The organism is Brucepastera parasyntrophica, from assembly GCF_022376835.1.
Taxonomy (GTDB): domain Bacteria; phylum Spirochaetota; class Spirochaetia; order Treponematales; family Treponemataceae; genus Brucepastera; species Brucepastera parasyntrophica.
Genome location: NZ_CP084606.1, coordinates 2,358,658 through 2,382,680 on the forward strand (window position 1 = coordinate 2,358,658; position 24,023 = coordinate 2,382,680).

Consider the following 24,023-nt stretch of genomic DNA (forward strand, 5'->3'; position numbering starts at 1 on the left):
CAAACACACAGGAAAAATGGTATATTGTATATAAGGAGTCCCCGAAAAGCCTGCCCGGTTTTTCGGGAACCCATAATCAGGAGGAAATTTATGAAACTTACGAAAAGTCTGCTCTTCATTGCCGCCGCTGTCAGTTTAGCGGCCGCCGGCTGCGCCGGTTCGGCAAAAACGTCTCAGGCATCTCCGGATGGGACTTCCGCGGTTTTCAGTGATATCGCCGGGAAAACCTGGAAACTCTATGAGATAGTTTCCCCGGATGGAACGGTAACCCTGACCAAGGCTGACGAAACAATGCCCATGCAGGTACAGGCCTTTACTCTTTCCTTTGATACCGACAATAAATTTGCCGGACAGGGATATCCGAACCGGTATTTTGGTACTCTCGCGGAGCAGGACGGAAACAGCCTTAAATTCGGGATGATAGCCAGTACCATGATGGCGGCATTTGATGAACCCTTTGAGATAAATGAATATACTTTTTTACAGTATCTCGAAAAGGCGGACAAATGGGCACTGAAAGACGGTATCCTTTCCCTTTACAGCTATGACGCCGTGGAAAAGCCGGTAACCCTGAATTTTTCGGAAATCTGATTTTCACAGGTGAAACTGTCCGGCAACATCGAATGCCGGACAGATTATCCACTGAAAAAACCGCCCGGTAATGGATTCCTGTATCTTTCCGGACGGTTTTTTATTTTCTATGGTCTCTATATCCGGCGGAAACCCACAACAGACAAACCGGCTAGTTCAGCCTTATTCTGACTCCCGCCCTGAGGTAGACCGCGGAGAACCTGGCTCCCGAACCTTCACCGTCTTCCGCCTTGTACAGCGATGAAAGCCCTGTTGAAGTATTAACGATATAAGTGTCGCCCCGCAGATTTCCTATGTAACGCCACTTTCCTTCAAAAAAAACCGATCCCCGGTCCGAGTAGTCCCAGTATATGGCCAGCTCTGGCTCAACCAGAAACCCGCTTTCCATAATATCATAATAGTCGGCCCCGTTTTTCCAGTGATTGTCCAGTCCGTTGCACCAGGTAAACGGGAAGCCGCTGAAGCCCGCGCATACCGTGAAATTCAGCGGAAGGGGAAAAGAGGCTGAAACACCTATGCGGGGGATCCAGTGAAGCTGCTGGTAGGTTATCCCGGTGCCGTATACATTTGTTTTCGCCGTATCAGATTTCCACGCGTCATAGTCCCCCGTATTTTTTGAACCCGGAGCGTTTTCGTATTGCGTATATCCGTCCACCGCGCTCCATTTGTAGGACATTATTGTAAAGCCTATGCCGGGCTTAATTGAAACGGGCTTTTGCGCTTTCGGGACGGTAAAACGCAGGAGAAATTCCCAGCCTGCTGAAATGGTCCATTCAAAGGCGTGTTCAAGGTACCCGTCGTGTACGGAAAGATGGGTTTTTTCATCGCTTGCCGGCTGATTGAGAAAATCCGAATCGGTCATGGTCCCTGTTTTTGCCGGGATTCCCGCGGAAAAGCCCGTCTCAATCCATAATCCGCCCTTCCATTCCGCCGAGACTTCGGCGTCAAGCAGAAAAACCGGAAGCATGGGCCAGACCAGATCGCTTACAATCACATCGCTGGAATATACAAATTCGCGGGCTTCGCCGAGCGCGGTTCCTGCCGACAGCGACAGAAAGAAGTCCGGAACAGTGATTTTCGGCAGGGCCGCGGCCTGCCAGGGATACAGCGAAAAAAAGACGGCCAAAAGCAGGGTTCCCGCCGACCGCAGAAAAAGCTTTATTTTCATATTTTACTGCAATTATTATAGCATAAAACCACTTGCCGTACAGGCGTTTTCTCAATACATTTAAAATATAACAAATAATCTCAAACAGAGAGCCGTTCTTCCGGAATTCATGTAATTTCAGAAGAAGGCAGGTATTTTTTTAATTTTCAGGAGACAAAAATGGCAACGTATCAGTTTCAGACTGAAGTGAATCAGTTATTGCATTTGATAATTCATTCACTGTACTCAAACAAGGAGATTTTCCTCCGCGAGATTGTTTCAAACGCTTCGGACGCGCTTGATAAACTCAAGTATTTGACCCTGTCCGATGAAGCGTACAAAAAAATAACCTTTACGCCGCGTATTGACATCAGCTTCGATGAAGAAAAGAAGACCCTGACTGTCCGCGATACCGGAATAGGCATGAATGAGGAAGATATTATTTCGAACCTGGGAACAATCGCCCGTTCGGGAACAAAGGCCTTTCTCGACCAGCTGGCAAATGACGCGAAAAAAGATTCAAACCTGATAGGACAGTTCGGCGTCGGCTTTTATTCGGCCTTTATGGTTTCTTCAAAAATTGAAGTAATTTCAAAAAAGGCGGGCGATTCAAATGTATGGAAATGGGTTTCGGACGGTCAGGGTTCATATGAACTGGAAAAAACAGACGATACTGCCTTTCCCCTGCTTGAAGGAGTGCCGGAGGGTACCCAGGGGACCTGCGTTATCATGCAGCTTAATGATGAAGACGGGGAATACGCCAGCCGCTGGAAAATCGAGGATATAATAAAGCGCTATTCTGACCACATCGCCTTTCCCATCTTCCTTCACTACACAAAGAAGGAATTCGATGATAAGGGAAAGGTCACGAGTGAAGCTCCGGCGGTTGACCAGATTAATGACGCGAGCGCTATCTGGCAGAAACCGAAATCCGAACTGACTGAAGAGGACTATAAAAGCTTTTATAAAACCCTGTCCCATGATTCGGAAGACCCCCTGCTGTATGTCCATACAAAGGCCGAAGGGACTCAGGAATATACCACTCTTTTTTATGTTCCGGCGAAGGCTCCGTTTGATATGTACCATGCTGATTACAAACCCGGCGTAAAGCTGTTTGTCAAACGCGTCTTTATTACGGATGATGACAAGGAACTTCTTCCTGTGTATCTCAGGTTTGTCCGGGGCATTATTGACAGCGAGGACCTTCCGCTTAATGTGAGCCGTGAAATTCTCCAGCAGAACAGGATTCTTACCGCAATCCAGACCGCTTCGGTAAAAAAACTTCTGAATGAATTCAAGAACCTTGCGGATACCGACAGGGAAAAGTATGAAAAATTCATCACCGAGTATAACCGTCCCCTCAAGGAAGGGCTGTACGGGGACTATGCCCACCGCGAAGAACTGTCGGAACTGGTGCGTTTCAGGACAACCGCTGATGAAGAAACCGCGGGAGCCTGGGCCAGCTTTGCCGACTATGTGGGCCGGATGAAAGATGGTCAGAAGGCTATTTACTATATAACCGGCGGGGACGAAAAAACGCTGCGCCAGTCGCCCCATGTTGAAGCATACAAAACCAAGGGCTTCGAAGTTCTCATCATGAACGATGAAATTGACGAGATTGTGATTCCTTCGCTCGGAAAGTACAAGGAATGGGACCTGAAGGCCGTTAACCGCTCCGGTTCAGATGAAGAACTTGCCGATGAGGCCGACAAAAAAACGCTCAAGGAAAAGGAAAAAACATTCAAGCCGGTTGTCGAAAAAATAAAGAAGGCCCTCGGCGAGCAGGTAAAGGAAGTCCGCCTTTCCAAACGGACTTCAGACGCTCCGGCATATATAGTTTTCGATGAAAATGATCCGAGCCTGCAAATGGAACGGATGATGAAGGCCATGGGGCAGGCAGGTTTTGCCGAAGTAAAACCGATACTGGAGATCAATGCCGATAATGAATTTGTAAAAAACTCCAGGATACGGATGACGAAGCTTTTATTGAAGATGTTTCAGTTGTGCTGCTCGATCAGGCCCTCCTTGTTGAAGGCGGAGAACTGAAAGACCCTGCGGACTTTGTAAAGAGAATGAACCGCCTGCTCGTAAAATAAGCCGGGCAAAGTATATCTTTTCCTGCTGGAGCAGGAAAAGACGCGGGAACATAAAAAACCGGTCATTTTGACCGGTTTTTTATTGCCGAGAATATACCGGTATTTATCGGCCCGGTTCCTGCAGTTTTCCCTCAAATACGGTCCCTGTGTCTCTGCACAGATACTGGACGGCCCTGCGTCCTGTCATAACGGCTACGGGCAGTCCGCCCGGAAGATACATCCGCTGTCCTGCAAAATACACATTTGAAAAGCTTTTCGGCTTGCAGGGGTACTGCGTCTGCGGTATCCTTTTTCCCAGGATTGTCATCCATGACCCCCGGTAAGTGCCGCAGTAGCGTTCATAGGTCAGGGGCGTGGCGACATCCCATACCCTGACTTTATCTTTTATCTCGGGCAGTTTTTCCGAAAGCCGTTCGATTATGACCTTTGCGAGCGCCTCTTTTTCCTTTTTATACGTCCCTTCATCTCTGCACTGTTTCCAGTAATCATAGGTATCGCCGCCCAGCATTACGGTACAGGCTGAAGCCCCCTTCGGAGCGTAACCGTCGTATGCCGCGTAATTATTGAGTGTAACCGAAGAAACAGTTACGCCCGCATACGTGAAGGGCTTTTCAAGAGGAAGGATCATTTTTTCAGGTTTATCCGATAAGTCGGCCTCGATGCCGAGCGAAATAAAGGTATTGACTACGAGCAGCGTCTTTTTCCTCATGGTATTCATCCAGGGGTCCCGGAGCGGCTCGTCAAAAAATTTGTCTATGGCAGTCAGAGTATCCGCGGTAACAATAACCGCGTCCGCGGGCAGGAAATTTCCGTCGGCAATAACTCCCCCGGCCATGCCTTTTTCCGTTTTGATCTTTTCAACGCGGGCCGAATATCTGATTTCCCCGCCCAGAGACTTGAAAAAATCGGCCATCCGCACCGCCATTTGAAGGGAGCCGCCCTCGGGATACCCCCCGTCTCCTCCGGCAAAACCGCCGAGCGTAAACATAAGGGATGTTCCGGAAAACTGGCCGTTTACGGAGCTTTTGATCAGAGCGCGGATCGCCGGATTCCGGAACCGGTCCGCGTATTCAATAGTTGAAATTTTCTTAAGCGCCGTAAGCCGGGGAAGGACCCCCAGCAGGTCAAAAAGAAGGGGCAGGGAAGGAAAGGTTCTTTTCCGCACCCTGAGGCCGAAAAGATCAAAAATAGGCACCTTCAGTTTCTGGAATTTCCGCAGGTCCCGGTAAAATGTCATAATTTCCTTCCGGTCCTCGGGAGAAACCTCCAGGAAATGTTCTTTCATCCGTTCCGGGTCACGGTACAGGCATACTTTTTTTTCACCGTCAATATAGGTTATGAAAGGATCGCTGTTATAAATGGGCGTAGTGTCATTTACCGCGCCGGTTTTTCTCCACAATGTATGCAGGGGTGTTTTTGGTGAAGACCCGTTCAGCCAGTGCATACCGCCTTCAAACAGATAACCTCCCCGGCGCCAGCTGGTGCTGTTCCCTCCCGGAATCGTATGCTGTTCGAGAATGGTGACATCAAATCCGCTCTGTCTCGCGTAAACTCCCGCCGCCAGGCCCGCAATACCCGCTCCGACTATAATTACTTTTTTCATCTGTTTTCTCCTTAACAGGCCGTAAAAGCGTTACATCATATAAGAGACTACCCCGCGGAGAAAGGCCTGTCAATGTTATGGGTGTTTTTACGGGTAAGAACAGCCGGTTCAGGGATTTGCGTGCGGAATTTCCGGCAATACTGCCAGCTATTTTACAATATTATCAAAAAAAATATTACAAATCCCGTATTATGGGTTATAATATACAATAGCAAAGTATTCTCAGGAGGCTTTAAGTAATGAAGAAACAGTATGGAAATATCTTTACTATTTTTCTGTTTGTATTGATGGCTTTTTTCATAAGCTGCGGTACTGGCAGCAGTGGCGGCGGCGGGGACGACTCTACCGGCCGGACCATCCGTATCCATCTGATGGATGAGGCCAGCGGGGCATGGAATATCTGGCTGTGGAAAGATGTTGCCGAACCCAGCGCAAACTGGCCGTCCGGCGCAACAAAACAGGCCGGTACGGATGCGTATGGCGTATATTATAAGGTAAAACTCAAAGATAATGCCGCAGAGATAGGCTTTTTGTTTCTTAACAGCGGAGGTACCCAGCAGACTTCTGATCTGATAATAAGCGGTTCGCTTCTTACCGATAATGATGATTTTTATGTATCCTATGGTGACTCCACCATTTATCTCGATCCGGAAGCCGCAAAAGGGCTGTCTTCTCTGTCTGTCCCGAGCGCAACGGTGATTTCCGGTAAAATAGTAGGGTACAGCAACATTGACGCATCCGATCTTGTGGTAAAAAACTCGGAGGGCGACACTATAACGGTCAGTTCTGTGTCCGTAACCAAACCGACTATCCAGATTACCCTTGATGCCACAAATACCGGTATAACAAAAACCCCCTATGCGGTTACATTCAATAATAAAACAGTTGACGCATTGCCGACTGCCGACTTTATTGACAGCAGTTCCTACGTTTATACGGGTACTGATCTGGGCTATGACCCCTCCACCGGTTCGGTAAAGGTTTGGGCTCCGCTCGCTACCAAGGTCAGCCTGCTTGTATATACCACCTGGCAGAACGCCAAGACTGATGTCGATGCGATAAAGAACTCTTCTTATATTCTTGATGAAAGTGTGCCTATCGCGGGCAGCCGGACAGCAATGACAAAAGATACCTCTACCGGCGCCTGGTCGGGAACCATTGTTCCGACAAGCGGCTACTATCTCTTCGAGATTACCAATGCGGGAAGGACCTACCGGGTATGCGATATCTACGCGAAATCGGCGGCCCCGAATTCGGTTGCTTCACAGATAATCGATATTGACAGCGCCGCCGCCAAGCCCACCGGGTGGTCTTCGACCTATACCAATCCGTTCGGCAATTCTGGTATGGAAACAAAATCCTATTCGGAAGCCGTGATATTTGAAATGCATATCCGTGACTGGTCCCGCGCGTTTGTCCCGACAAGTCTGGGTAAATTTGATGATATTACCGCGGCCCTCCAGCCTGCCGGTGAATTTGCCGCCCACCTTGCTGATCTCGGCGTAACCCACGTGCAGATACTGCCCATGTTTGATTACGCGGAAAAGAATGAGGATGACGAAGATCCGGATACTAAAGCTTATAACTGGGGCTACAATCCCTATCAGTTTAATGTTCCCGAAGGCCGTTATGTGAAAAATCATAATAACGGCGGGCAGGAAGCTGTTCTCCAGCTCAGGCAAATGGTCAAGGCGTTCCATGACGCGGGAATCGCGGTTATTATGGATGTTGTATACAACCATACCGCCGGGCAGAATGAGAATTCCCTGTATGACATGACCGTACCGCAGTATTATTACCGCATGAATTCCAGCGGAGGATATTCAAACGGTTCCGGAACCGGAAATGAGACCGCTTCAAATACCATCATGTTCAAGAAATATATGATGGAATCCCTGACCCACTGGATGGAAACCTATCATATCAACGGGTTCCGCTTTGACCTGATGGGGCTTCATGAAACCGGAACAATGAAGGATATCTACAATGAACTGAAGCTGATAGACCCGAATGTAATGGTTTACGGCGAACCGTGGACAGGCGGAACCAGTCCGGTCATCTCCGGGGTAACAAAGGCCCGCATCGATAACTGTTCAAATAATCTCGTTGAGAACGGCGTTGCCTGTTTCAATGATGACTTCCGCAACGCCATAAAGGGCGCCGAATTCGGCGGATTCCAAAAAGGCCATGTACAGGGTATTTTCAAAGATACAGCGATTATTACCGGACTGAAAGGTTCTCTTTCTGCGGACGGCGGTTTCACCGATAAAATCGGGCGTTCCCTGAATTATGTTGAATGCCATGACAACTACACTCTGGCGGACAAACTGGCGATTTCCCTGAACAATGGAACGGATTACAAAGGATGGAAATGGTATTCGGAATTTACCCCCGTCCAGCAGGATGAACTGCGCGCCCAGAATAAGCTCTCCGCGGCCTATGTGTTCCTAGCCCAGGGTACCCCTTTATTAACGGCGGCCAGGAATTCATGCGCACCAAGCAGGGTGACGAGAACAGTTATAAATCAGATGACGAGATCAACCAGATTGATCTTGATGGCTTCATGGATGATTATCCGGATGTATACAATGTTTACAAGGGTCTGATAGCGCTCCGCAAATCTACCACTGCCTTCACTGCGGGAACCACCGTTTCCGCGGAAAAGCTTGCCAATGGTATTACCAAGTATACCGCGGACAACTATCTCGTATACTTCAACGCCACTTCAGCGGCGTACACAATCGATACAACCGGATATACAACAGTGGTTACAGTTGACACCGGCATTGTTGATGAGTCCCCTACACTGCCTGCGTCCGTTCCGGCTAAAGGCTTTGTGATCCTCAAGCAGTAGTATCAGGAAAAGACAGATGCAGAACCGGCATTTCATATGAAATGCCGGAGATTGCATTAAAACAGTGATTAAAAAATAAAAGCCGGCGCTGGTAAAAAGGCGCCGGCTTTTTTATGTCCGCATAATGTAAAAAGATTTCCGGATTCTGCAAGCTAGAAATTCCGGGGTAGCCGCTATTCTTCTTCCGTTTTTTCTATTTTTTCGACTTCCCGGGACAGTTTCGATTTTTTTACTGCCGAAGCGGTCCCAAGCCAGGCCGCGGTAACCAGGGTTGTCAGGATCGCCGCCACTAGGGCTTCCGGGATCCCGTTTGCGATAAGCACGCCCCCGATAAAAGCCCAGACAGGATTGCCCGGAGCTGCCGGAAGGATGCCTGCTCCATTGGTCAGGATAAGCATTCCCAGAACCAACAGGGTATGCACAAAGGTCGCGAGAACGGAAGAAATGATTACCGACAGGATCAGCCGCTGTTTTCCACCTCCGCTTATCAGCTGGTAAATCCCCCAAGCCGCAACAGGGAAGAGCATTCGCGGCAATATTGATACAAGCGGGTTCTGGAAGGCTATGTCAAAGGGTGACATAGGAGAAAGATATGCCTGTATAAGGGAGAAAATGCCGAAAATAGCTCCGACGCCGGCTCCGACAACAGGCCCTTCAAGAATAGCCCCTATAATGGCTGGTATATGCAGAACTGTTATCGTTACCCCTGAAAACCAGGGAAAAAAACCAAGGCGGGTAATGCCGAGAAAGGCAACTAAGGCCCCCAGCGCCCCTGTAATGGCCAGTTTCCGTATGTACACTTCCGATTTTTTTTTCATAAACAACTTCCTGACAATTAATTTCCAATACCCGGAAGGCTGATCGTTTTTTTCTTTTTGATTAATAATCGTCCGGGTTTGTTCATGCTGTCCCATCCGGGAATCCGCGAAAACATTTTAATTCGTATATACACTTTTTATTTAAGTTTCTGATATAAAGAATTGACTAATTCTTTATATCAGAAATACTTATGATCGGAAATAGTCAAATAATTTAAAGTATTTGACTATAACAAAAAGATATATTTTTATAATGACAAATCAACAGAGTAATGTCAAGATAAACTCCGGGAGTATTGTTCTTTGTGTGTATATTTCGGTATACTCTTGTAGTGGGGGATATAATTTCTGAACTTGCCGGAAGATCAGAGATTCCTGGTGTAAGCGTTTGCCCGGTAAATCTTTAAGCAAATGACAATCAGGCAAACCGTGATATTATGGAGTATTATAATATGATTAAGGTTGTAACAATCGCCGGTTCCGACGCGTCAGGCGGCGCAGGGCTGGAAGCGGATCTCAAAACATTTGAAGAATACAGCGTCTATGGTATGGCGGCTGTAACTGTTATAGCAACAATGGACCCGGATAATTGCTGGCACCATGAAGTTTTTCCGATAGAAGAAAAGGCCCTCCGCGCGCAGCTCCAGACCATTTTTAAAGGGGTTGGAGTGTCGGCGGCGAAGACCGGCATGCTCGGGACCCCATACGCGGTAAATCTGGCCGCAGAATATATAAAGGAATATAAAATTGACCGGTACGTTCTAGACCCGGTTATGGTTTGCAAGGGGAACGATGAAGCCCTCAACCCTGAACTGAATAATCTGGTCGCGGAAAAACTACTTCCTCTTTCCCTTGTTGTTACTCCGAATCTTTTTGAAGCCGGACAGCTGGCGGAAATGAAGACCCCGGCAACAATAGAAGAAATGAAAACGGCCGCAAAACGGATCCATGAACGCGGGGGAAGGAATATCTTTGTCAAAGGCGGATCGAAACTTGAGGGTCAGACAAGCGCCGTGGATATTTTTTACAACGGTAAAGAGTTTTTGCAGGTCGAAAGCGCTCTGATTGATACAACCTGGATACATGGTTCAGGCTGTACCACTGCCGCGGCAATAACCGCAGGCCTGGCCTTTGATCTTGAACCCTATGAAGCGGTCAGCCGGGCAAAGAAATTTATTACCCTCAGTCTCAGAAACAGTTTTGAATTGAATCAATGGGTCGGTCCCGGAAATCCTGCCGCATGGCGTAAGGGATTCAATTGATCAGTCTTTTTGCATGAGACTTTCAGTAGAAAATGTAACATACAGCTATCCCGGAACCTCTGCGCCGGCGCTTGATGCTATTTCATTCAGGGTTGCTCCCGGTGAATATGTGGCAATTGTCGGAGCGAACGGGTCGGGCAAGAGTACTCTTGCCCGATGTATAGCTGGTTTGCAGAAGCCGGACAGCGGAGATATCGGTATAAATCCGGATGCCGTAACCCGGACTTCCGTTCCGGTAGCTATGGTGTTCCAGTCGCCTTCCGACCAGATTATTGCGGAGACTCCTGAACTTGATATAGCTTTCGGTCCGGAAAATCTGAACGCCGACCGGAAAACCCTGGAGGACAGGGTTTCCGAATCTGTGGAGGCCTTTAAGCTTGCCGGCCTTTCCCGGCTCCCTGTTACCGCGTTATCATCCGGACAGAAGCAGCTTCTTGTTCTCGCCGACATATACGCGCTTCGTCCCGGCCTTCTTGTTCTTGATGAACCCTCTTCCATGTTAACTCCGGCCTTCCGCGCTGAATTGCTTGAATGGCTTGCTTCCTATCATAAAGCCGGCGGGACCATTATACATATCACCCATGATCCTGATGAAGCGGCGAAAGCTGACAGGGTTCTTGTTATGAACAGCGGGAAACTTGTTTTTGATAATCCGCCCGGTCATCTGGACTCTTTGAAACATGAACAGCTCAGGGCATGGAATCTTGCCGGAGAAGACCTTGGCTGCGGAAAGGCGAAGCAATCCCATGACCGGTCAGATAGTCCGCCTGTTCTGGCATGTAACGGCATTTCCCTGGGGCCTCTCGAAAACTTTCAGCTTAAGGCAACAAAGGGCAGCATAACCGCGATAATGGGCGAGTCGGGATGCGGAAAAAGCCTGCTGCTTGAAATCATCGCAGGGTTACAGCGTCCCGCATCGGGTGAATTGTTTGTCGCTAAAGATGAAACCGTTTCCCTTGTAGTGCAGGAAAGCGAAGGAAGCCTTTTCGAAGAATTTGTCGCTGACGATGTAGCCTTTGCTCCGCGGAACGCAGGATTGGCCGGAGAAGAACTGCAGCGGCGTGTACAGCTGGCTATGGATATGGCCGGCCTTCCTTTCGCACAGTTCGCCGAACGCCGGACTTTTTCTCTCTCCGGCGGAGAAAAACGCAAGGCGGCAATAGCGGGTATTCTTGCAATGGATACTTCAATAATTCTTCTGGATGAACCGGCTTCAGGGCTTGATATGCAAAGCAAGTCCCATCTGCTGAAACTGATACTTGATTTGAAAGAAGCCGGAAAAACTATTCTGTTTACGACAAACAGACCCGATGAGTGCCTGATTGCTGATTCTGTCATTTCCCTGCCGGATCCGGCAAACCCGTCTCCTTCCCTTACTCCCGGCATTGAAAAGGTATATCCGGTAAAAGATAAAAATAAAACGCCGGGCCAGGCAAGCCTGGAAAAATTGCGCAAAACCTCCGCCGGGTTTTACCGGAATCTTGATACGCCCTTCCACCGTCTTTTCCCGGTCGGAAAATATATATATATGATAAGCTGTGTAATAACGGCTGCGGTAATTCAAAACTGGTTCTGGCTTGCTGTTTTTACTTTTTTCGAGTGTATTGCCGCCGGAATAGCCGGCTATTCCTTCAGGAAGCTGGGGCTTACTGTTTTAAAGATACTTCCCTGGCTCATCATTATTGTCCTTATTCAGATTCTGTTTTTTTCGGGAACGGTTCTTTCGTTTATTCTTGTGCTGCGGTTTATCGCTCTGCTTATTCCCCTGTCGGTTTTTGTTTTTATAACTTCCCAAACTGAAATTATGTACGGAATGGAAGATATTCTCCTGCCCCTGCGTTTAATACGGCTTCCTGTTCGGGACATTTCCCTCCTTACGGAAATCATATTCAGATTTCTTCCTGTCCTGTCTGAAGATGCGGCGAGGATTACCGCCGCTAGGATTATCCGCGGAGCGGAAATCAAAAAGGGGCTTTACGGAAAAGTGAGATCAATGATTTCCCTGCTTGTCCCGCTTATACTGCGGACTCTGATACACGCCGAGCGTTTTGCGGAATCAATTAATGCCCGGTATTATAACTCAAAAACCGCCAGCCGCTATCTCAAATGGAAAATCTCTGTTCCGCAGGTTTTATTCTGTCTTCTTCTGCCTGTTTTCTGCGGATTATGTATTTTTCTGTCGGTAAAAATAAGAATATAGTTTTGCAGACAAAAAAGGCCGCAGCCCCGGCATCAGAAAAAACTGAAAACTCCGGCTGCGGCCCTGCCTGAAAAACAGACCCCCTGTACCCTTTACGGCAGGGGAACTTTTTCAGGTAATGAAAATGGAAATTCCCTCGGTCGGATATCGCTCCCGGAGTTTTTCCACTGTTTCGGCAATAAGCGTTGCTGTCTTTTCTTCTTCGCAGTATATTATCATGACTTCATTGAATTCCGGCCAGACAGAGTCTCCCATTTTCGGCATTGAATATCCCCGGCCCTTGACATTCGGAATCAGGGTAAAAAACTGCGCTTCCGGAATCGGTTTCAGAACGTTCAGAATATCTTCTTCAACAGCCTGGCTGAAAAACATCTCAATCCGTTTCATTTAGTACCTCCAAAATTTTCAAGCTGAGCCTTTTCGCGCGCAAGCTGGGCTTTTCGTTCCCGGCGCAGCTGTTTTTTAACATCCCTTTTTTCGCGTATTCTGTTGAAAATATAATACAGAACAGGCATCAGGAAGAGTGTCATAAGAGTACCGAACGAGAGGCCGCCCAGAACAGTCTGTCCTATGGGCTGTACCATTTCCGAACCTTCCCCGGGAGCAAATGCCATCGGGATCAGTCCCAAAACAGTTGTAAGCGTGGTCATCAGAATCGGGCGGAGACGGCTTCGCGCCGCTTCCGCACAGGCGTCTTTCAGAGACAGCCCGCGTTTTCTCAGAAGGTTGGTATAATCGACCAGAACTATACCGTTGTTAACAATAACACCTACCAGGATAAGCACACCGACCGCGGTCATAACATTGATTTTCTGGCCCATTACCGCGTATATAAAGACTATTCCGACAACGGTTAACGGTATGGTAAAGAGGACTATAAACGGATCGAGCAGGGACTCAAACTGGCTTGCCATAACTCCGAATACCAGAACAATGGCCATAAGAATGATAACAGCGAATTTCTGCAGGGCCTCCATCATTTCCTTATAATCGCCGCCGTATTCAATGCGTACCGCCGGATCGATAAGAACATCAGACTGGATCAGAGACTCTATTTTTCTCTGGACATCATTTATTGAAACCCCAGGTACTGTTCCTGCCGTTACCTGTATTATCCTGCTTTGATTTTCACGGGTAATACTGATGGGCGCCACACCTTCTTCATATGAAGCAAAGCTGGAAACCGGAATACGGACTCCCTGCGAGTTTGTAACAAATATCTGCTCAAGGTCTTTCAGGTTTGTTTTGTCCTGTTCGGCAAGAGTAACCACAATATCGGTTTCCTCGCCATCTTCCCGAAACCGTGAAGCAGTGACACCAGCGATATTTGCCCTGATTTCCTGCCCGACCGAATAGATATTCAGACCGAGATTATAGAGACGTTCCCTGTCAATAACTATGTTTACCTGGGGCAATCCGTCCTGGAGATCAACAGTCGGCTCCGTAACATAATCGGACGCTTTTTCGGTAAGAACATTCTTGATCGCGTGGGCCGTTTCCCGGGCCTTTCCCAAATCTTCCGATTTTACCTTGACGTTGACGGCGGTGCTCCCGCCTCCCATACTCATCATTCCGCCGTCGCTGATGGTAAAGCTTGCGCCCGGGAACTCATTAAAATATCCGCGGAGCTTTTGCTTGATATCTTCTTCGGATTCAATCCGGTCCTTGACCGGGGGCAGATATATTGTCATTGATCCCATATAGGATGACGCCCCGCCCATGCCGAACATGCCTCCGGTTCCCACAACCAGTATAACAGATTCATAACCCTTGATGTCCCGGTAAACGCTTTGCTCAAGCTGCCTGAGGACAGCTTCCGTTGTTTCCAGCTGTGTCCCGACCGGCATGGTAAGACTCACATCAACTGAATCCGCCGCCGATGACGGCATATATTCAAAGCCGAGGGAAGGAATGGCAGCCAGACTGATAATAAGAAGTACCAAAATCGTCCCTATGGTAATCAGTTTATGGCGCAATATCCAGCGGACTGCTGAAGCATAAGCTGAATCGAGCCATTCAAAAAACTTCATCAGCGTGTAATCGATCTTTCCGAAAAAGCCCTTATAGGTCCTGTCCCGTTTGCTGCCGATTTTGAAATACTTGCTTGAAAGAACAGGAACAAGAACAATAGCTACTACAAGCGAGCAGACCAGCGATATTACTACTGTAAAAGCAAGTCCTTCAAATATTTCACCGACCATACCGAGCTGGCTGCGGTACATAATCAGGGGAAGGAATACACAAATGGTAGTAAGGGTTGAGGCCGAAATCGCCAGAATCATTTCCTGCGAACCGAGTATGGCCGCCGTTGTCGGCTTCGCACCCTTTTCGCGGTATGTATAGATGTTCTCAAGGATAACGATGGAGTTATCAACAAGCATACCGACGCCCAGCGCAAGCCCGGCAAGGGTCATCAGGTTCAGGGTATTGCCGGTAAAGTACATAATCCCAAGGGTTATGATAAGTGATATCGGAATTGTGAGACCGATAATGAGCGTACTCCGGAAACTCCGCAGGAAGATAAAAAGGATAATAACTGCAAGCAGAGCCCCTGAAAGAGTACTCGATACGACATTATCCACCGAACGCTGTATAATGTCTGTCGTGTTTGAAACTTCCGTTATCTGGATATCTGCGGGCGAGTCCCTGATGATTTCTTCCATACGTTCCTGGACAGAGCGTGCTGTCTGGACCGAGTTGTAACCGCTTTTTTTCTGTACCGAGATCTGTACGCAGGGTTCCCCGTTGAAATAGAAAACCGATTCCGGGTCCTTGAAACCGTCAAAAACGTCCGCAATATCCCTGAGGCGTACGGTAACCATGGACGGCATAGGGCCGCCCATCATTGCTATTTCCGTTGAACCCGCCACCTTATATGAAATAACAGTATTGCGTATATCATCAAGCGTTTTGTATTCACCGACTGTACTGATTGTATAGTTCAGGTCATTTTCGGTTATAGTACCTCCGGCTATTTGAATATTCTGGGCCCCGATCATCTGGGCTACCTGTGTAATGGTAAGATCATACGCCTGAAGCCTGTCTCTGGGAATTTCCACGCGGATTGCCCGTTCGCGTCCGCCGGTTACGTAGGCGCTCGCAACGCCATCGAGCTGTTCTATTTTGGGAAGAACATCTTCAGCGTAATCCCGAAGCTCTTCCTGCGAACGGTTTCCGCTGACGACATAGGCCATAATAGGAATAACATCCGGATTCATTTTGTAAATCATCGGGGTCGACGCTTCATCCGGCAAGGAACTCTTTATATAGTCCAGCTTTTCACGGATTTCATTCATTGACTCATCCAGATTGGTGCCGTAAGTTAACTGTATATATACGACACTCGAACTGTTTGATGAACTTGAACCAAGATACTCTATACCGGATACGCTTGAGAGGGCGCTTTCAATAGGCCGGGAAAGGCGTTTTTCAACTTCCTCAGGACCCGCGCCCGGATATGTGGTTACAACGGCTACATAGGGAAGCTCAATATCAGGTAAAAGATCCAGAGGCAGATCAAAGGTTGCGTATATACCCAGAGCCGTAAGAATGATAAATATTATAAGAACGGTTGTCGGCTTGTTAACGGCCGTTTTTGAAATACCCATTAAATTGTCTCCATTTCAGGTAAGGGCGCAGTTCTTGAAACGATATTTACTACAGAACCGTCTTCCAGAAGTGTCTGCCCGCGTATAATGATTTCATCGCCGGGCTGAAGTCCTGATAAAATTTCCACCTTATCATCAACTTTCAAGCCTACTTTTACCGGATGCCGCTTTACAATGGTTTTTCCCGCGTTGTCTTCAACGACAAAAACAAAGGTTTCCCCGAACCGGCTCACAACCGCGCTGTCCGGAATTTTAACAGTGTTTGACTTTGTGTCCGTGATCAGTTTGACCCTTGCAAACATACCGGCTTTAATCCGGTCATCTTTTTCAATAAGTGAAAGCTTTACACTCATTGTCCGGGCCGACTGATCAAGGACCGGACTTACTTCCGTTATCTTCGCCGGGAAAACATCTCCGGGGTATGCGTCAAACCGGAGATAGGCCATCTGTCCCAGTTTAATTTTTGAAACATACCGTTCCGGTACATTCATTGTAATTTCGAGCGTTTCCATCTTTCCGATTTTTGCGACCGAAGACTGCTGGGAAACCATGCTTCCGGGGACCACATTCACCGCTGTAACTGTCCCGCTGATGGGAGCCTTTACCGGGCTGGGTTCGTAATTCATTCCCGGACGGGATGCGTCAACAAGCGCCAGGACCTGGTCTTTTACAACAGTATCTCCAACCCGCACCCTCACTTCCATGATTCTTCCGGTAGCGTCCGGCAGGGCATCTATTGATGTTTTTGCCGCAACATCTCCGCCGAATTCAAGGTAATCATTCAGCTCTCCCTTTGTTGCGGTTGTCGTTGCGACTGCGTAAATAATCTGCGGTTCCTGTTCCTGCGCATCTGCATTTCCGGACGCCCCTCCGCGGGAACATGAAATGAATGGAAGCCCGCAAAGCATAAGGCCTGCTGCGACGATCCCTATTTTCTGTACCAATTTACTGTGCATTGTATGCTCCTTTTTAGCCCGTTTAATTCAATTTGGTGTTCAACACTGTTTCAAGGTCCAGCAGCGTTGACATATATGTAAACTTCTCACCGAGAACGCCCAGCTTTGCCTGCATCATGGTGTTCTCCGCGTCTTTCAGATCGAGGTATTCTATTGTACCCGCCCTGTATCCCTCATCAGTCAGCCTGTATGCTTTTTCGGCAATCGCGACGTTTAATTCCATCGCGGTTATCGCTGTCTTAGATTTTTCCAGCTTTTGCACCAGGTTCCGTATCTGCAATTCCGTATTGTATACCAGCTGCTGCATGTTCAGTTCAAGTTTCTTGATATTGTCCTTTGTATCCGCCGCGGTCTGTCCTGTTGTGGAAAACGGCATCATCCCCATAATGTCAAACGCCAGTGTCACACTGAAGGACCCGGAGTCAGTCCAGTTATTCCCGTTAAACCAGTTTTCGTTTATCGGTGAAAGATAGGGAGCAAAGGACTGGCTGATGGAAATGGCCGGGGTAAACCTCTGGAATGCCGAAGCCTTCCGCTGCGTATTTAAAAGATCGATATTTTTCCGCAGTATGGCAATATCCAGATTGTTCAGAAGGTATTTATTCACCATTTCATCTTCATCATAGATTACAACCTCCGGTTCGATTTCGCCGGACAGTTCGATAACGGTTCCAATCGGAAGCCCGATCAAAAACGCAAACAGGTTTTTCTGCTGTTCCAGGTTCAGCCTTGTTTCCATAAGGGCCGGTTTTTGCGTTTCGACCGCGAGCTGGGTCTGGAGATAGCTCAGTTCCGGAACAAGCCCGTTGCGGTAATTGATACTTGTCTGCCTGAGCCTGTTCTCGCTTATTTCGAGCTTTTCTTCCGCCAGGCTGAGGCTTCCTTCCTGGACCAGTATTCCGTAAAAAGCTTTCCGTACATTCTGTTCGGTCTGCTGCCGGGCCTGTTCATAGGTAATATTGCCGAGTTCATAATTCTGCCGAACCGCTCGGAGCCCTTCAAAAAGCGCGAGGCTCAGATTGAGGCTCATGGTAAGCCCGCCCTCACGGTCCAGTGGTCCGGTTCCGTTATGTCCGCCGGCGTATATCCCGGTAATACCTGCAGTATGGCATCATAGGGGTTTGTCATATTGTTTGTCCGTGCCACAGTTCCGGTTACCTGTACCGATGGGAGAAATAAATTCCAGAATAAATCATTCGCGCGTTTCTTTATGCGTAAATCTATTGCGGTTGAAGAAAGCTGGATATTATTTTCCATGGCAAGACTGACAGCGTCGTCAACAGTAAGTATCATCGGCTCGCTGTTTTCCTGCGGACTCTGCTGCGCAAAAAGACCTGCGCAGCACAACAGCAGACAAAGTATGATTATGCCGCGTTGTTTTAGTTTCATAGTATCTCCTTGTCTCCGTTCATTATGCTCTTGAACATCATGCGGATATTTTTTCTGACTTTATTTTCATCCAGTTTGTTGTCATAACTCTGGAGAACAATACTTACACTTAACATTGAAAACCATTTTATGAATTCAAGCATTTTCTTTTTTGTTCCCCTCCGGGAGGAAACAGCTGGTTTACATAATATGGTTTGACAAAGTCGTCCTCTTCCTGCGAAACAGTATGGGGCTCGGACGCCTGGCGCACCATATTGTATCTCATCCAGTTAAATACTGGAAGTATATCGGGCTTAAGGTACAGATAGTTTCCGTACACGCACATTGTTATATACATCTGTTCAAACACGGAATCGACGCTTGTAATCCGAGGAGTGATAAGTTCCTGCAGACTGTCCACCTCATTTCTGATAAGCTCGGAAAACATTTTCTGCTTTGTCGAATAATAATTATACAGGCTGCTTTTTGCCATTCCCATCTCTTTGGCAATACGGCCGATACTGGCATTTGCCATGCCATGCTCCTGGACAGTCGCCGCAATGGCATTAAAAAGCTTGTTCCTGTTTTGCAGTTCCGATGTGTCAATATGTGCGATGGTTTCGAGTTCAAAAAGCCGTTTGTCATCCGGGACCTCGTGGGAAGCAATGCCATTCCGGAGAATATGGTATAATTCTTCCGGAGCTGTTTTGGTATTCCATTCGGAGAAAGACCCGCTTATAATGGACAGGGTGTTTTTTATAATAAAAATGGTTATTTCGTCGCGTTCATCTTCAGGGAGTTGTTTTATAACCTGTATGGTTTCCGCAATTACCGGAAATTCATTTTCAAGATAATCAATCAGAAGGAGGGCATATCCTGGCAGGCTGAACAGATTGCGGATAAAAAAACATAAATATTCAGGGTGTGAACGGAAAAAATCCGTGAAGGCCGTCCGCACGGAAGATATTGTAATATTGTCTTGCCGGGCTATAACATCGCCCACTTCCCGGAAGAACCGGTCATTCATTGCCTGTTCAATTCCTTCTCTGTTTTTAAAATGCCTGTAAATTGCTGTTTTTGAAATACCTATCCGTCCGGCAATATCGGCAAGGCTCCACTGTTCCGATTCGTGGGCGGCTGAAAAGGCCGCGTTGATAATTTGTTCACGCCTTGATATAGTAGCTGTAGTATCCACTTTAAAATGCCTGCACCTTTTTTCTGGTTACCGAACGTTCGGTAACTAGAAAAATAACAAAATATAACACTAGTGTCAAGCAAGGGTTACAATTTGCTGCATAAAAACGGCAGGCTTTGTCAGCGAACGCGGGAAAATGATGTTTCTGCAGTAATACGCAACATTCTGCAATATAATTGAAAAAGCTTCCGCGGCATACTATTTTGAAAGGTAAAACAACAATGAAAAACAAACAGCACCAGGAACTGGCGGTCTGCGGATTTGAAGCGGTCCGGGCTCTCGCGGAGCAGAATCCCGGAAAAATTCAGCGGCTTTTTTTCTCCGAAGACCGTTCCCGCTTTTTCGGCGAAATATGCAGACGGCTGGCAGCCGAAAAAAAACTGTACCGCATGGTGGAAGATGAGAGCGAGCTTGAAAAACTGTGCGGAAGCGTCCACCACCAGGGTGTAGTGGCGATGATTTCCTTTCCGGAAATTCCCCGCCTTGAATTCGATGCCCTGGCGGCCTGGCGGCAGGCAGGGGAAAAAGTTCTTGTCTGCGACCGGGTGGGAAATGCGAACAATCTCGGCGCGATTATCCGGAGCGCGGCCTTTTTCGGCATAACGAAATTGGTTATAAGCGAGGATGACGGCCAGGCCCAGATAACAACCAGCACATACCGCATCGCCCAGGGAGGGATGGAATTTGTGGAACTGTACCGGGTATCTTCAGCCCAGTGGCTGGCCGAAAAAACCGCGGGCCAGGCTGTCAGGATCGGAACAGACCCCAGGGCAAGGAACAGGCTTTCGGATATAAGAAAACTCACTGACGGTCATAATATGATTCTGCTTTTTCTCGGGAATGAGGAAACAGGGCTTTCCGAACCGGTAAAAAAATCCTGCGATCACCTGATCCGTATCGCGGGGAGCGGAAACGTGGAAAGCCTTAATGTTGCGCAGTCGGCGGCTGTGTTTCTGTATGAACTGTCCGGCCTCTGACAAAGGCCGGCAGGCGGTTCAGTATCTGTAGGTAACCGCGGCCCCTCCCGCTGTTGCGGTGAATTCCAGACGGCTGAACCTGGCGTTCAGTTTGTGCAGAAACGGAATGCCGAACCCCGAAAGCGCTCCTATGGCCGCTCCGGTCAGAACATCGGTTAAAAAGTGATTGCCGCTGAAAATACGCAGGACAGCGACCGAGGTGGCAAGAGTCATTGAACCCGCGAGGACCGGTATCCGCCATTTTGATTCCGGAAAATATGACCAGAATGTATACGACGCAAATACCGCCCCGGTAAAGGCAAGTGTTGTATGCCCTGAAGGAAAGGACCGGATATGATCATCCGCGTCAATGTCGTTTTCTGAGGGGTTGCTTTTGTACATATACGGGCGGTACCTGACGACCATCGATTTCATCGTTTCTTTCAATCCCTGGGCAAACAGCACAGATTCCGCATACATCACAAAAAAGGTAAGCCATTCCTCTTTCGGCGCAAGGAGTCCTATTATGGGCAATTCCAGCGAGAGTGCGAGCAGCGCCGTTCCCGCAATATCGAGGCCTTCCGAATAGGGAAAAACGAGCAGCCGGTCAAAGCCATTAATTTCGGATGTATCCCTGATCACCCCGTCCCATGCCGGGGCGTCTTTCTGGAGGAGATAACCGCTGATATTTAATCCGATTCCGGCCGCGATAATGATGGGATCAGTTATCCAGCTGAGTTTGAAAACCGGCTCATAAAAATCCGGATGCAGGTCAACGTCAAGGATCTGCGCGGAAAGGCTGGAACATATACACACCGCACAGACTAACAGAACGATCTTTTTCACAAAAGCACTCCATAATATAAAAGTATGGTGAAATTATACTATTATACCATAAGTGTACCCTTTTTCTCCAAAAACGCCAAGAATATACTGTTTTCCGGCGTGAAATTTGTGTATATTTAACTATGAAGGTAGACGGGAAGAAAGCATACCCGCATATATCCGTTACAAACGGTCCGGACAGAAGAAAATCCGCGTTTTTATGCGGGTCCGGATTTCTGAATAATATGTATGAGGAGGTTCAAAATGGCGGTTTTACACACAAATGCAGCAAGCTTTGACAAGGTTATAAATCAGGATGTTCCTGTTCTGGTCGATTTCTGGGCTCCCTGGTGCGGCCCCTGCAGAATGCTCGGCCCTGTCCTGGAAGAAGTTGAAAAAGATGTGGCGGGGAAAGCCATTGTCGCCAAAGTAAATGTTGACGAAGAAGCGGATCTTGCCTCCAAATTCAATATCGCAAGTATCCCAACCATGATTATTTTTAAAAAAGGCCAGGGTGTTGACCGGGCAAGCGGCTACATGCCGAAAGAAAAAATAGTCGAACTGATTAAAGCCCATATCCAGGCAGACTGAAAAATCCGGCTTTTGCCGGTTCCTGTTTCAGCGAAACACTGTTTTCCCCGGAAGAGGGGATGCAGTGTTTTTTTATTCGAGACGAGGGTTTAATCAGCCTTCGGCTGGTTCTGTAAGGTACTGATTTAACGGTTGCTTCCGCGGCCTGCAAATACCCCAGACCGAAGATCTGCAGCTCTTCGAGCTGACTGCTCTGCGGCGAGGTAGTTTATCCGCAAAACCTATACTCTATTAATATAGTATAACGATATAGTATATTGATAGAGTATAGATAATAAGATGGACAGTGTGCCGTATTTAACTGAAATCGGACCAGATATCTTCCTGATACATAGACATGGAGAAAAAAATCGCGTAATGGACTCTCATCGCGAAGGCCGAACTGGTCCGGTACCAGCGTCCGCTTTCTTCGAGGTTCCACAGCTGGATGGATCTGATTTCGCCGCCTGACCCGTTCATATTCATGCTGACATAATAATCTATCCGGAGCGGAAGTCCGCTTTCAGGATCAATGAAGGTAACCCCGGAATAGGTAAAATTTTCTTCTCCAAAAAAAGAAAATCAACCGCTTCAGTCATTATCCCGTTTATTTCAAGCGTCTCATCTGTTTCCTTAATATATACCCGGGACTGGGTCGCCGGATCGAAGGGGTCCAGGTTCTGGAGAACAGGTGTTTCCGTTTCGGCATTTGCCTGCCCGAGATTCAGTTCTTCTTCTTCCGCCGGCAGTCCGTTTTTTTCAGCGCTGATAAAGGTCCTTATTTCATTTCCGTTTTCATCATAGCTCAATGCAAAGATTACTTCATATTCGCCCGTAAGTTTTTTTGAAGGTGTTTTCGCGATCTGCCGTTCCATGAGCTTTCCGGGGCGGGGGCGTCCGGGATCATTGTCCGCCGTGAATTTCGCAGCGACCGCGCGTTTCCATATATGGTCCCCGGGTAAATCCGCAGCAATAGCCATTCCCTCGGTCGAATACCGGCTGCCGCACGAGCCGCAGAAAATGAGAATAACCAGAATAGAAAAAAGAAGAAAAAGTTTTTTCATAATTACAGAGTATACAATAAACCTGCCGGGCAGGTCCTGCACTTTTCCGGCAAAAGCCCGAATGTGCAATTTTTTAACGGTAGTTGTCCTTAAAACTTTTGTTTTAAGGACAACTCTGCTATCCCGCCGCCTTTTCAGCCGGCGCCGCTCCGTCCTCTCAAATAATAACAGGAATTCCCGTTATCCGGACGGGCGGTTTCAGGATTCGGCGCTGTTCTCTTCGGTTTCAGACACATCGGCCTGTTCGGCATCTGCCTGATCGTCAAGTTCATCCTTTTTCCGGGAAAAATTTACCGCCAGTTTTCTTCCCCTGTATTCATAATTATCAAGGGCTTCGATTATTTTCGGCGCGTCTTCAATCAGAACCTGGACAAATGAGTAATTATCAAGGATACGGATATCGCCGATATTATCGCGGTTCATTTCCACGTTCTGCAGGATGAGCCCCAGAATGTCGCGGGGAAAAACACGTCTGTTTCTTCCGATGCTTATAAAAAGGGTGGTCGAAATATCCTCCGGCAGGACAGGCCGGGGTTCCTGTTTGACCGCATCGGCGGAATGTTTTTCTTTGGCGGGTTTCCCCTGTTTGGTTCCTTCCCGGCGGTCTTTTGTCCGGGAAGCACGGTCCTTGGGTGATTTTCCAAAACGGCTGCTTTTTGCAGGAATATCAAATTTACCGGAAAATTTTCCTTCATTCATTTTCATAAGAACATAGGCTGCAAAATAGGAACGAAGCGAAAAAGGTACTGATCTGCGGAAAAGGCTGCGGAATTTATTAAGCTCCGACGGATCCGCTTCAGTACGGATTTTTTCCACAATATCGTTTAGGAAAAGCACAACTTGTTCATCATTTAATTCGTTTTTTGATGTCTTTGACACAGTAAAATCTCCTACCAGTTATTTATTTTGT

21 protein-coding genes and 1 pseudogene are annotated in these 24,023 nt (G+C 47.7%); 8 read left to right on the plus strand and 14 right to left on the minus strand.

Annotated elements, in window-relative coordinates; genetic code table 11:
* Positions 1-90: 90 nt before the first annotated feature.
* A complete protein-coding gene (locus K7I13_RS11220; RefSeq protein WP_255945686.1) occupies positions 91-591 on the plus strand; it encodes an META domain-containing protein in 501 nt (166 codons plus the stop codon).
* A gap of 151 nt (positions 592-742) precedes the next feature.
* Here the strand turns inward: K7I13_RS11220 and K7I13_RS11225 are convergent, their stop codons facing one another.
* Positions 743-1,759, minus strand: a complete 1,017-nt coding sequence (locus K7I13_RS11225) for an omptin family outer membrane protease (RefSeq protein WP_255945688.1) — start codon at positions 1,757-1,759, stop codon at positions 743-745.
* Between the two features lie 159 nt (positions 1,760-1,918).
* Between K7I13_RS11225 and htpG the strand changes: the two are divergent.
* Positions 1,919-3,834, plus strand: a pseudogene (gene htpG / locus K7I13_RS11230) (molecular chaperone HtpG).
* A 103-nt stretch (positions 3,835-3,937) separates the two neighbouring features.
* Here htpG and K7I13_RS11235 read toward each other — a convergent pair.
* Positions 3,938-5,437: a phytoene desaturase family protein gene (locus tag K7I13_RS11235; protein ID WP_305118708.1), complete on the minus strand. Its 1,500-nt coding sequence runs from the start codon at positions 5,435-5,437 to the stop codon at positions 3,938-3,940.
* Positions 5,438-5,676: 239 nt separating this feature from the next.
* Here K7I13_RS11235 and K7I13_RS11240 point away from each other — a divergent pair, with 239 nt between their 5' ends.
* Entirely contained in the window at positions 5,677-8,043 is a 2,367-nt protein-coding gene (locus K7I13_RS11240; RefSeq protein WP_255945690.1) for a pullulanase-associated domain-containing protein, read from the plus strand.
* Positions 8,001-8,291 carry a hypothetical protein gene (locus tag K7I13_RS11245; RefSeq protein ID WP_255945692.1) on the plus strand — a complete coding sequence of 97 codons (291 nt, stop codon included), beginning with the start codon at positions 8,001-8,003 and terminating at the stop codon, positions 8,289-8,291. The genes K7I13_RS11240 and K7I13_RS11245 overlap by 43 nt, the downstream gene beginning before the upstream one ends.
* A 173-nt stretch (positions 8,292-8,464) precedes the next feature.
* Here the strand turns inward: K7I13_RS11245 and K7I13_RS11250 are convergent, their stop codons facing one another.
* Positions 8,465-9,109, minus strand: coding sequence for an ECF transporter S component (locus K7I13_RS11250; RefSeq protein ID WP_255945693.1), 645 nt, complete (start codon positions 9,107-9,109; stop codon positions 8,465-8,467).
* A 452-nt stretch (positions 9,110-9,561) separates the two neighbouring features.
* Between K7I13_RS11250 and thiD the strand changes: the two genes are divergently transcribed.
* A complete protein-coding gene (gene thiD / locus K7I13_RS11255) occupies positions 9,562-10,371 on the plus strand; it encodes a bifunctional hydroxymethylpyrimidine kinase/phosphomethylpyrimidine kinase (protein ID WP_255945695.1) in 810 nt (269 codons plus the stop codon).
* Between the two features lie 13 nt (positions 10,372-10,384).
* The gene (locus tag K7I13_RS11260; protein WP_255945697.1) at positions 10,385-12,571 is read left to right on the plus strand and encodes an ATP-binding cassette domain-containing protein; all 2,187 of its coding nucleotides are present in this window, start codon (positions 10,385-10,387) and stop codon (positions 12,569-12,571) included.
* Between the two features lie 111 nt (positions 12,572-12,682).
* Here the strand turns inward: K7I13_RS11260 and K7I13_RS11265 are convergent, their stop codons facing one another.
* The 7 genes from K7I13_RS11265 to K7I13_RS11295 are packed head-to-tail and all read right to left on the minus strand — an operon-like array spanning position 12,683 to position 19,698.
* Positions 12,683-12,958 carry a PG0541 family transporter-associated protein gene (locus K7I13_RS11265; RefSeq protein ID WP_255945708.1) on the minus strand — a complete coding sequence of 92 codons (276 nt, stop codon included), beginning with the start codon at positions 12,956-12,958 and terminating at the stop codon, positions 12,683-12,685.
* Positions 12,955-16,179, minus strand: a complete 3,225-nt coding sequence (locus K7I13_RS11270; RefSeq protein WP_255945710.1) for an efflux RND transporter permease subunit — start codon at positions 16,177-16,179, stop codon at positions 12,955-12,957. Before K7I13_RS11270 ends, K7I13_RS11265 begins: the two co-directional genes overlap by 4 nt.
* Positions 16,179-17,135, minus strand: coding sequence for an efflux RND transporter periplasmic adaptor subunit (locus K7I13_RS11275; RefSeq protein WP_255945712.1), 957 nt, complete (start codon positions 17,133-17,135; stop codon positions 16,179-16,181). The genes K7I13_RS11270 and K7I13_RS11275 overlap by 1 nt, the downstream gene beginning before the upstream one ends.
* A 22-nt stretch (positions 17,136-17,157) precedes the next feature.
* Complete coding sequence (locus K7I13_RS11280; RefSeq protein WP_255945714.1) at positions 17,158-18,165, minus strand: TolC family protein; 1,008 nt, start codon at positions 18,163-18,165, stop codon at positions 17,158-17,160.
* Entirely contained in the window at positions 18,162-18,524 is a 363-nt protein-coding gene (locus K7I13_RS11285; RefSeq protein WP_255945716.1) for a hypothetical protein, read from the minus strand. The genes K7I13_RS11280 and K7I13_RS11285 overlap by 4 nt, the downstream gene beginning before the upstream one ends.
* Complete coding sequence (locus K7I13_RS11290; RefSeq protein ID WP_255945718.1) at positions 18,521-18,667, minus strand: hypothetical protein; 147 nt, start codon at positions 18,665-18,667, stop codon at positions 18,521-18,523. Before K7I13_RS11290 ends, K7I13_RS11285 begins: the two co-directional genes overlap by 4 nt.
* Complete coding sequence (locus K7I13_RS11295) at positions 18,652-19,698, minus strand: TetR/AcrR family transcriptional regulator (protein ID WP_255945720.1); 1,047 nt, start codon at positions 19,696-19,698, stop codon at positions 18,652-18,654. The genes K7I13_RS11290 and K7I13_RS11295 overlap by 16 nt, the downstream gene beginning before the upstream one ends.
* Before the next feature lie 221 nt (positions 19,699-19,919).
* Between K7I13_RS11295 and K7I13_RS11300 the strand changes: the two genes are divergently transcribed.
* A complete protein-coding gene (locus tag K7I13_RS11300; RefSeq protein WP_255949304.1) occupies positions 19,920-20,675 on the plus strand; it encodes a TrmH family RNA methyltransferase in 756 nt (251 codons plus the stop codon).
* 18 nt (positions 20,676-20,693) lie between these two features.
* On the opposite strand, the gene K7I13_RS11305 is transcribed toward K7I13_RS11300, so the two are convergent.
* Positions 20,694-21,500, minus strand: coding sequence for a phosphatase PAP2 family protein (locus K7I13_RS11305; protein ID WP_255945722.1), 807 nt, complete (start codon positions 21,498-21,500; stop codon positions 20,694-20,696).
* Positions 21,501-21,743: 243 nt separating this feature from the next.
* Here K7I13_RS11305 and trxA point away from each other — a divergent pair, with 243 nt between their 5' ends.
* On the plus strand, positions 21,744-22,070 hold the full coding sequence (trxA, locus tag K7I13_RS11310) for a thioredoxin (RefSeq protein ID WP_255945725.1): 327 nt from the start codon (positions 21,744-21,746) through the stop codon (positions 22,068-22,070).
* 297 nt (positions 22,071-22,367) lie between these two features.
* Here the strand turns inward: trxA and K7I13_RS11315 are convergent, their stop codons facing one another.
* From K7I13_RS11315 to K7I13_RS11325, 3 genes are all read right to left on the minus strand, one after another.
* Entirely contained in the window at positions 22,368-22,535 is a 168-nt protein-coding gene (locus K7I13_RS11315) for a hypothetical protein (protein ID WP_255945727.1), read from the minus strand.
* A 14-nt stretch (positions 22,536-22,549) separates the two neighbouring features.
* Positions 22,550-23,113 (minus strand): hypothetical protein, encoded by a 564-nt coding sequence (locus K7I13_RS11320; protein ID WP_255945729.1) that lies wholly within the window; start codon positions 23,111-23,113, stop codon positions 22,550-22,552.
* 198 nt (positions 23,114-23,311) lie between these two features.
* Entirely contained in the window at positions 23,312-23,992 is a 681-nt protein-coding gene (locus K7I13_RS11325; RefSeq protein ID WP_255945731.1) for a DbpA RNA binding domain-containing protein, read from the minus strand.
* Positions 23,993-24,023: the final 31 nt, after the last annotated feature.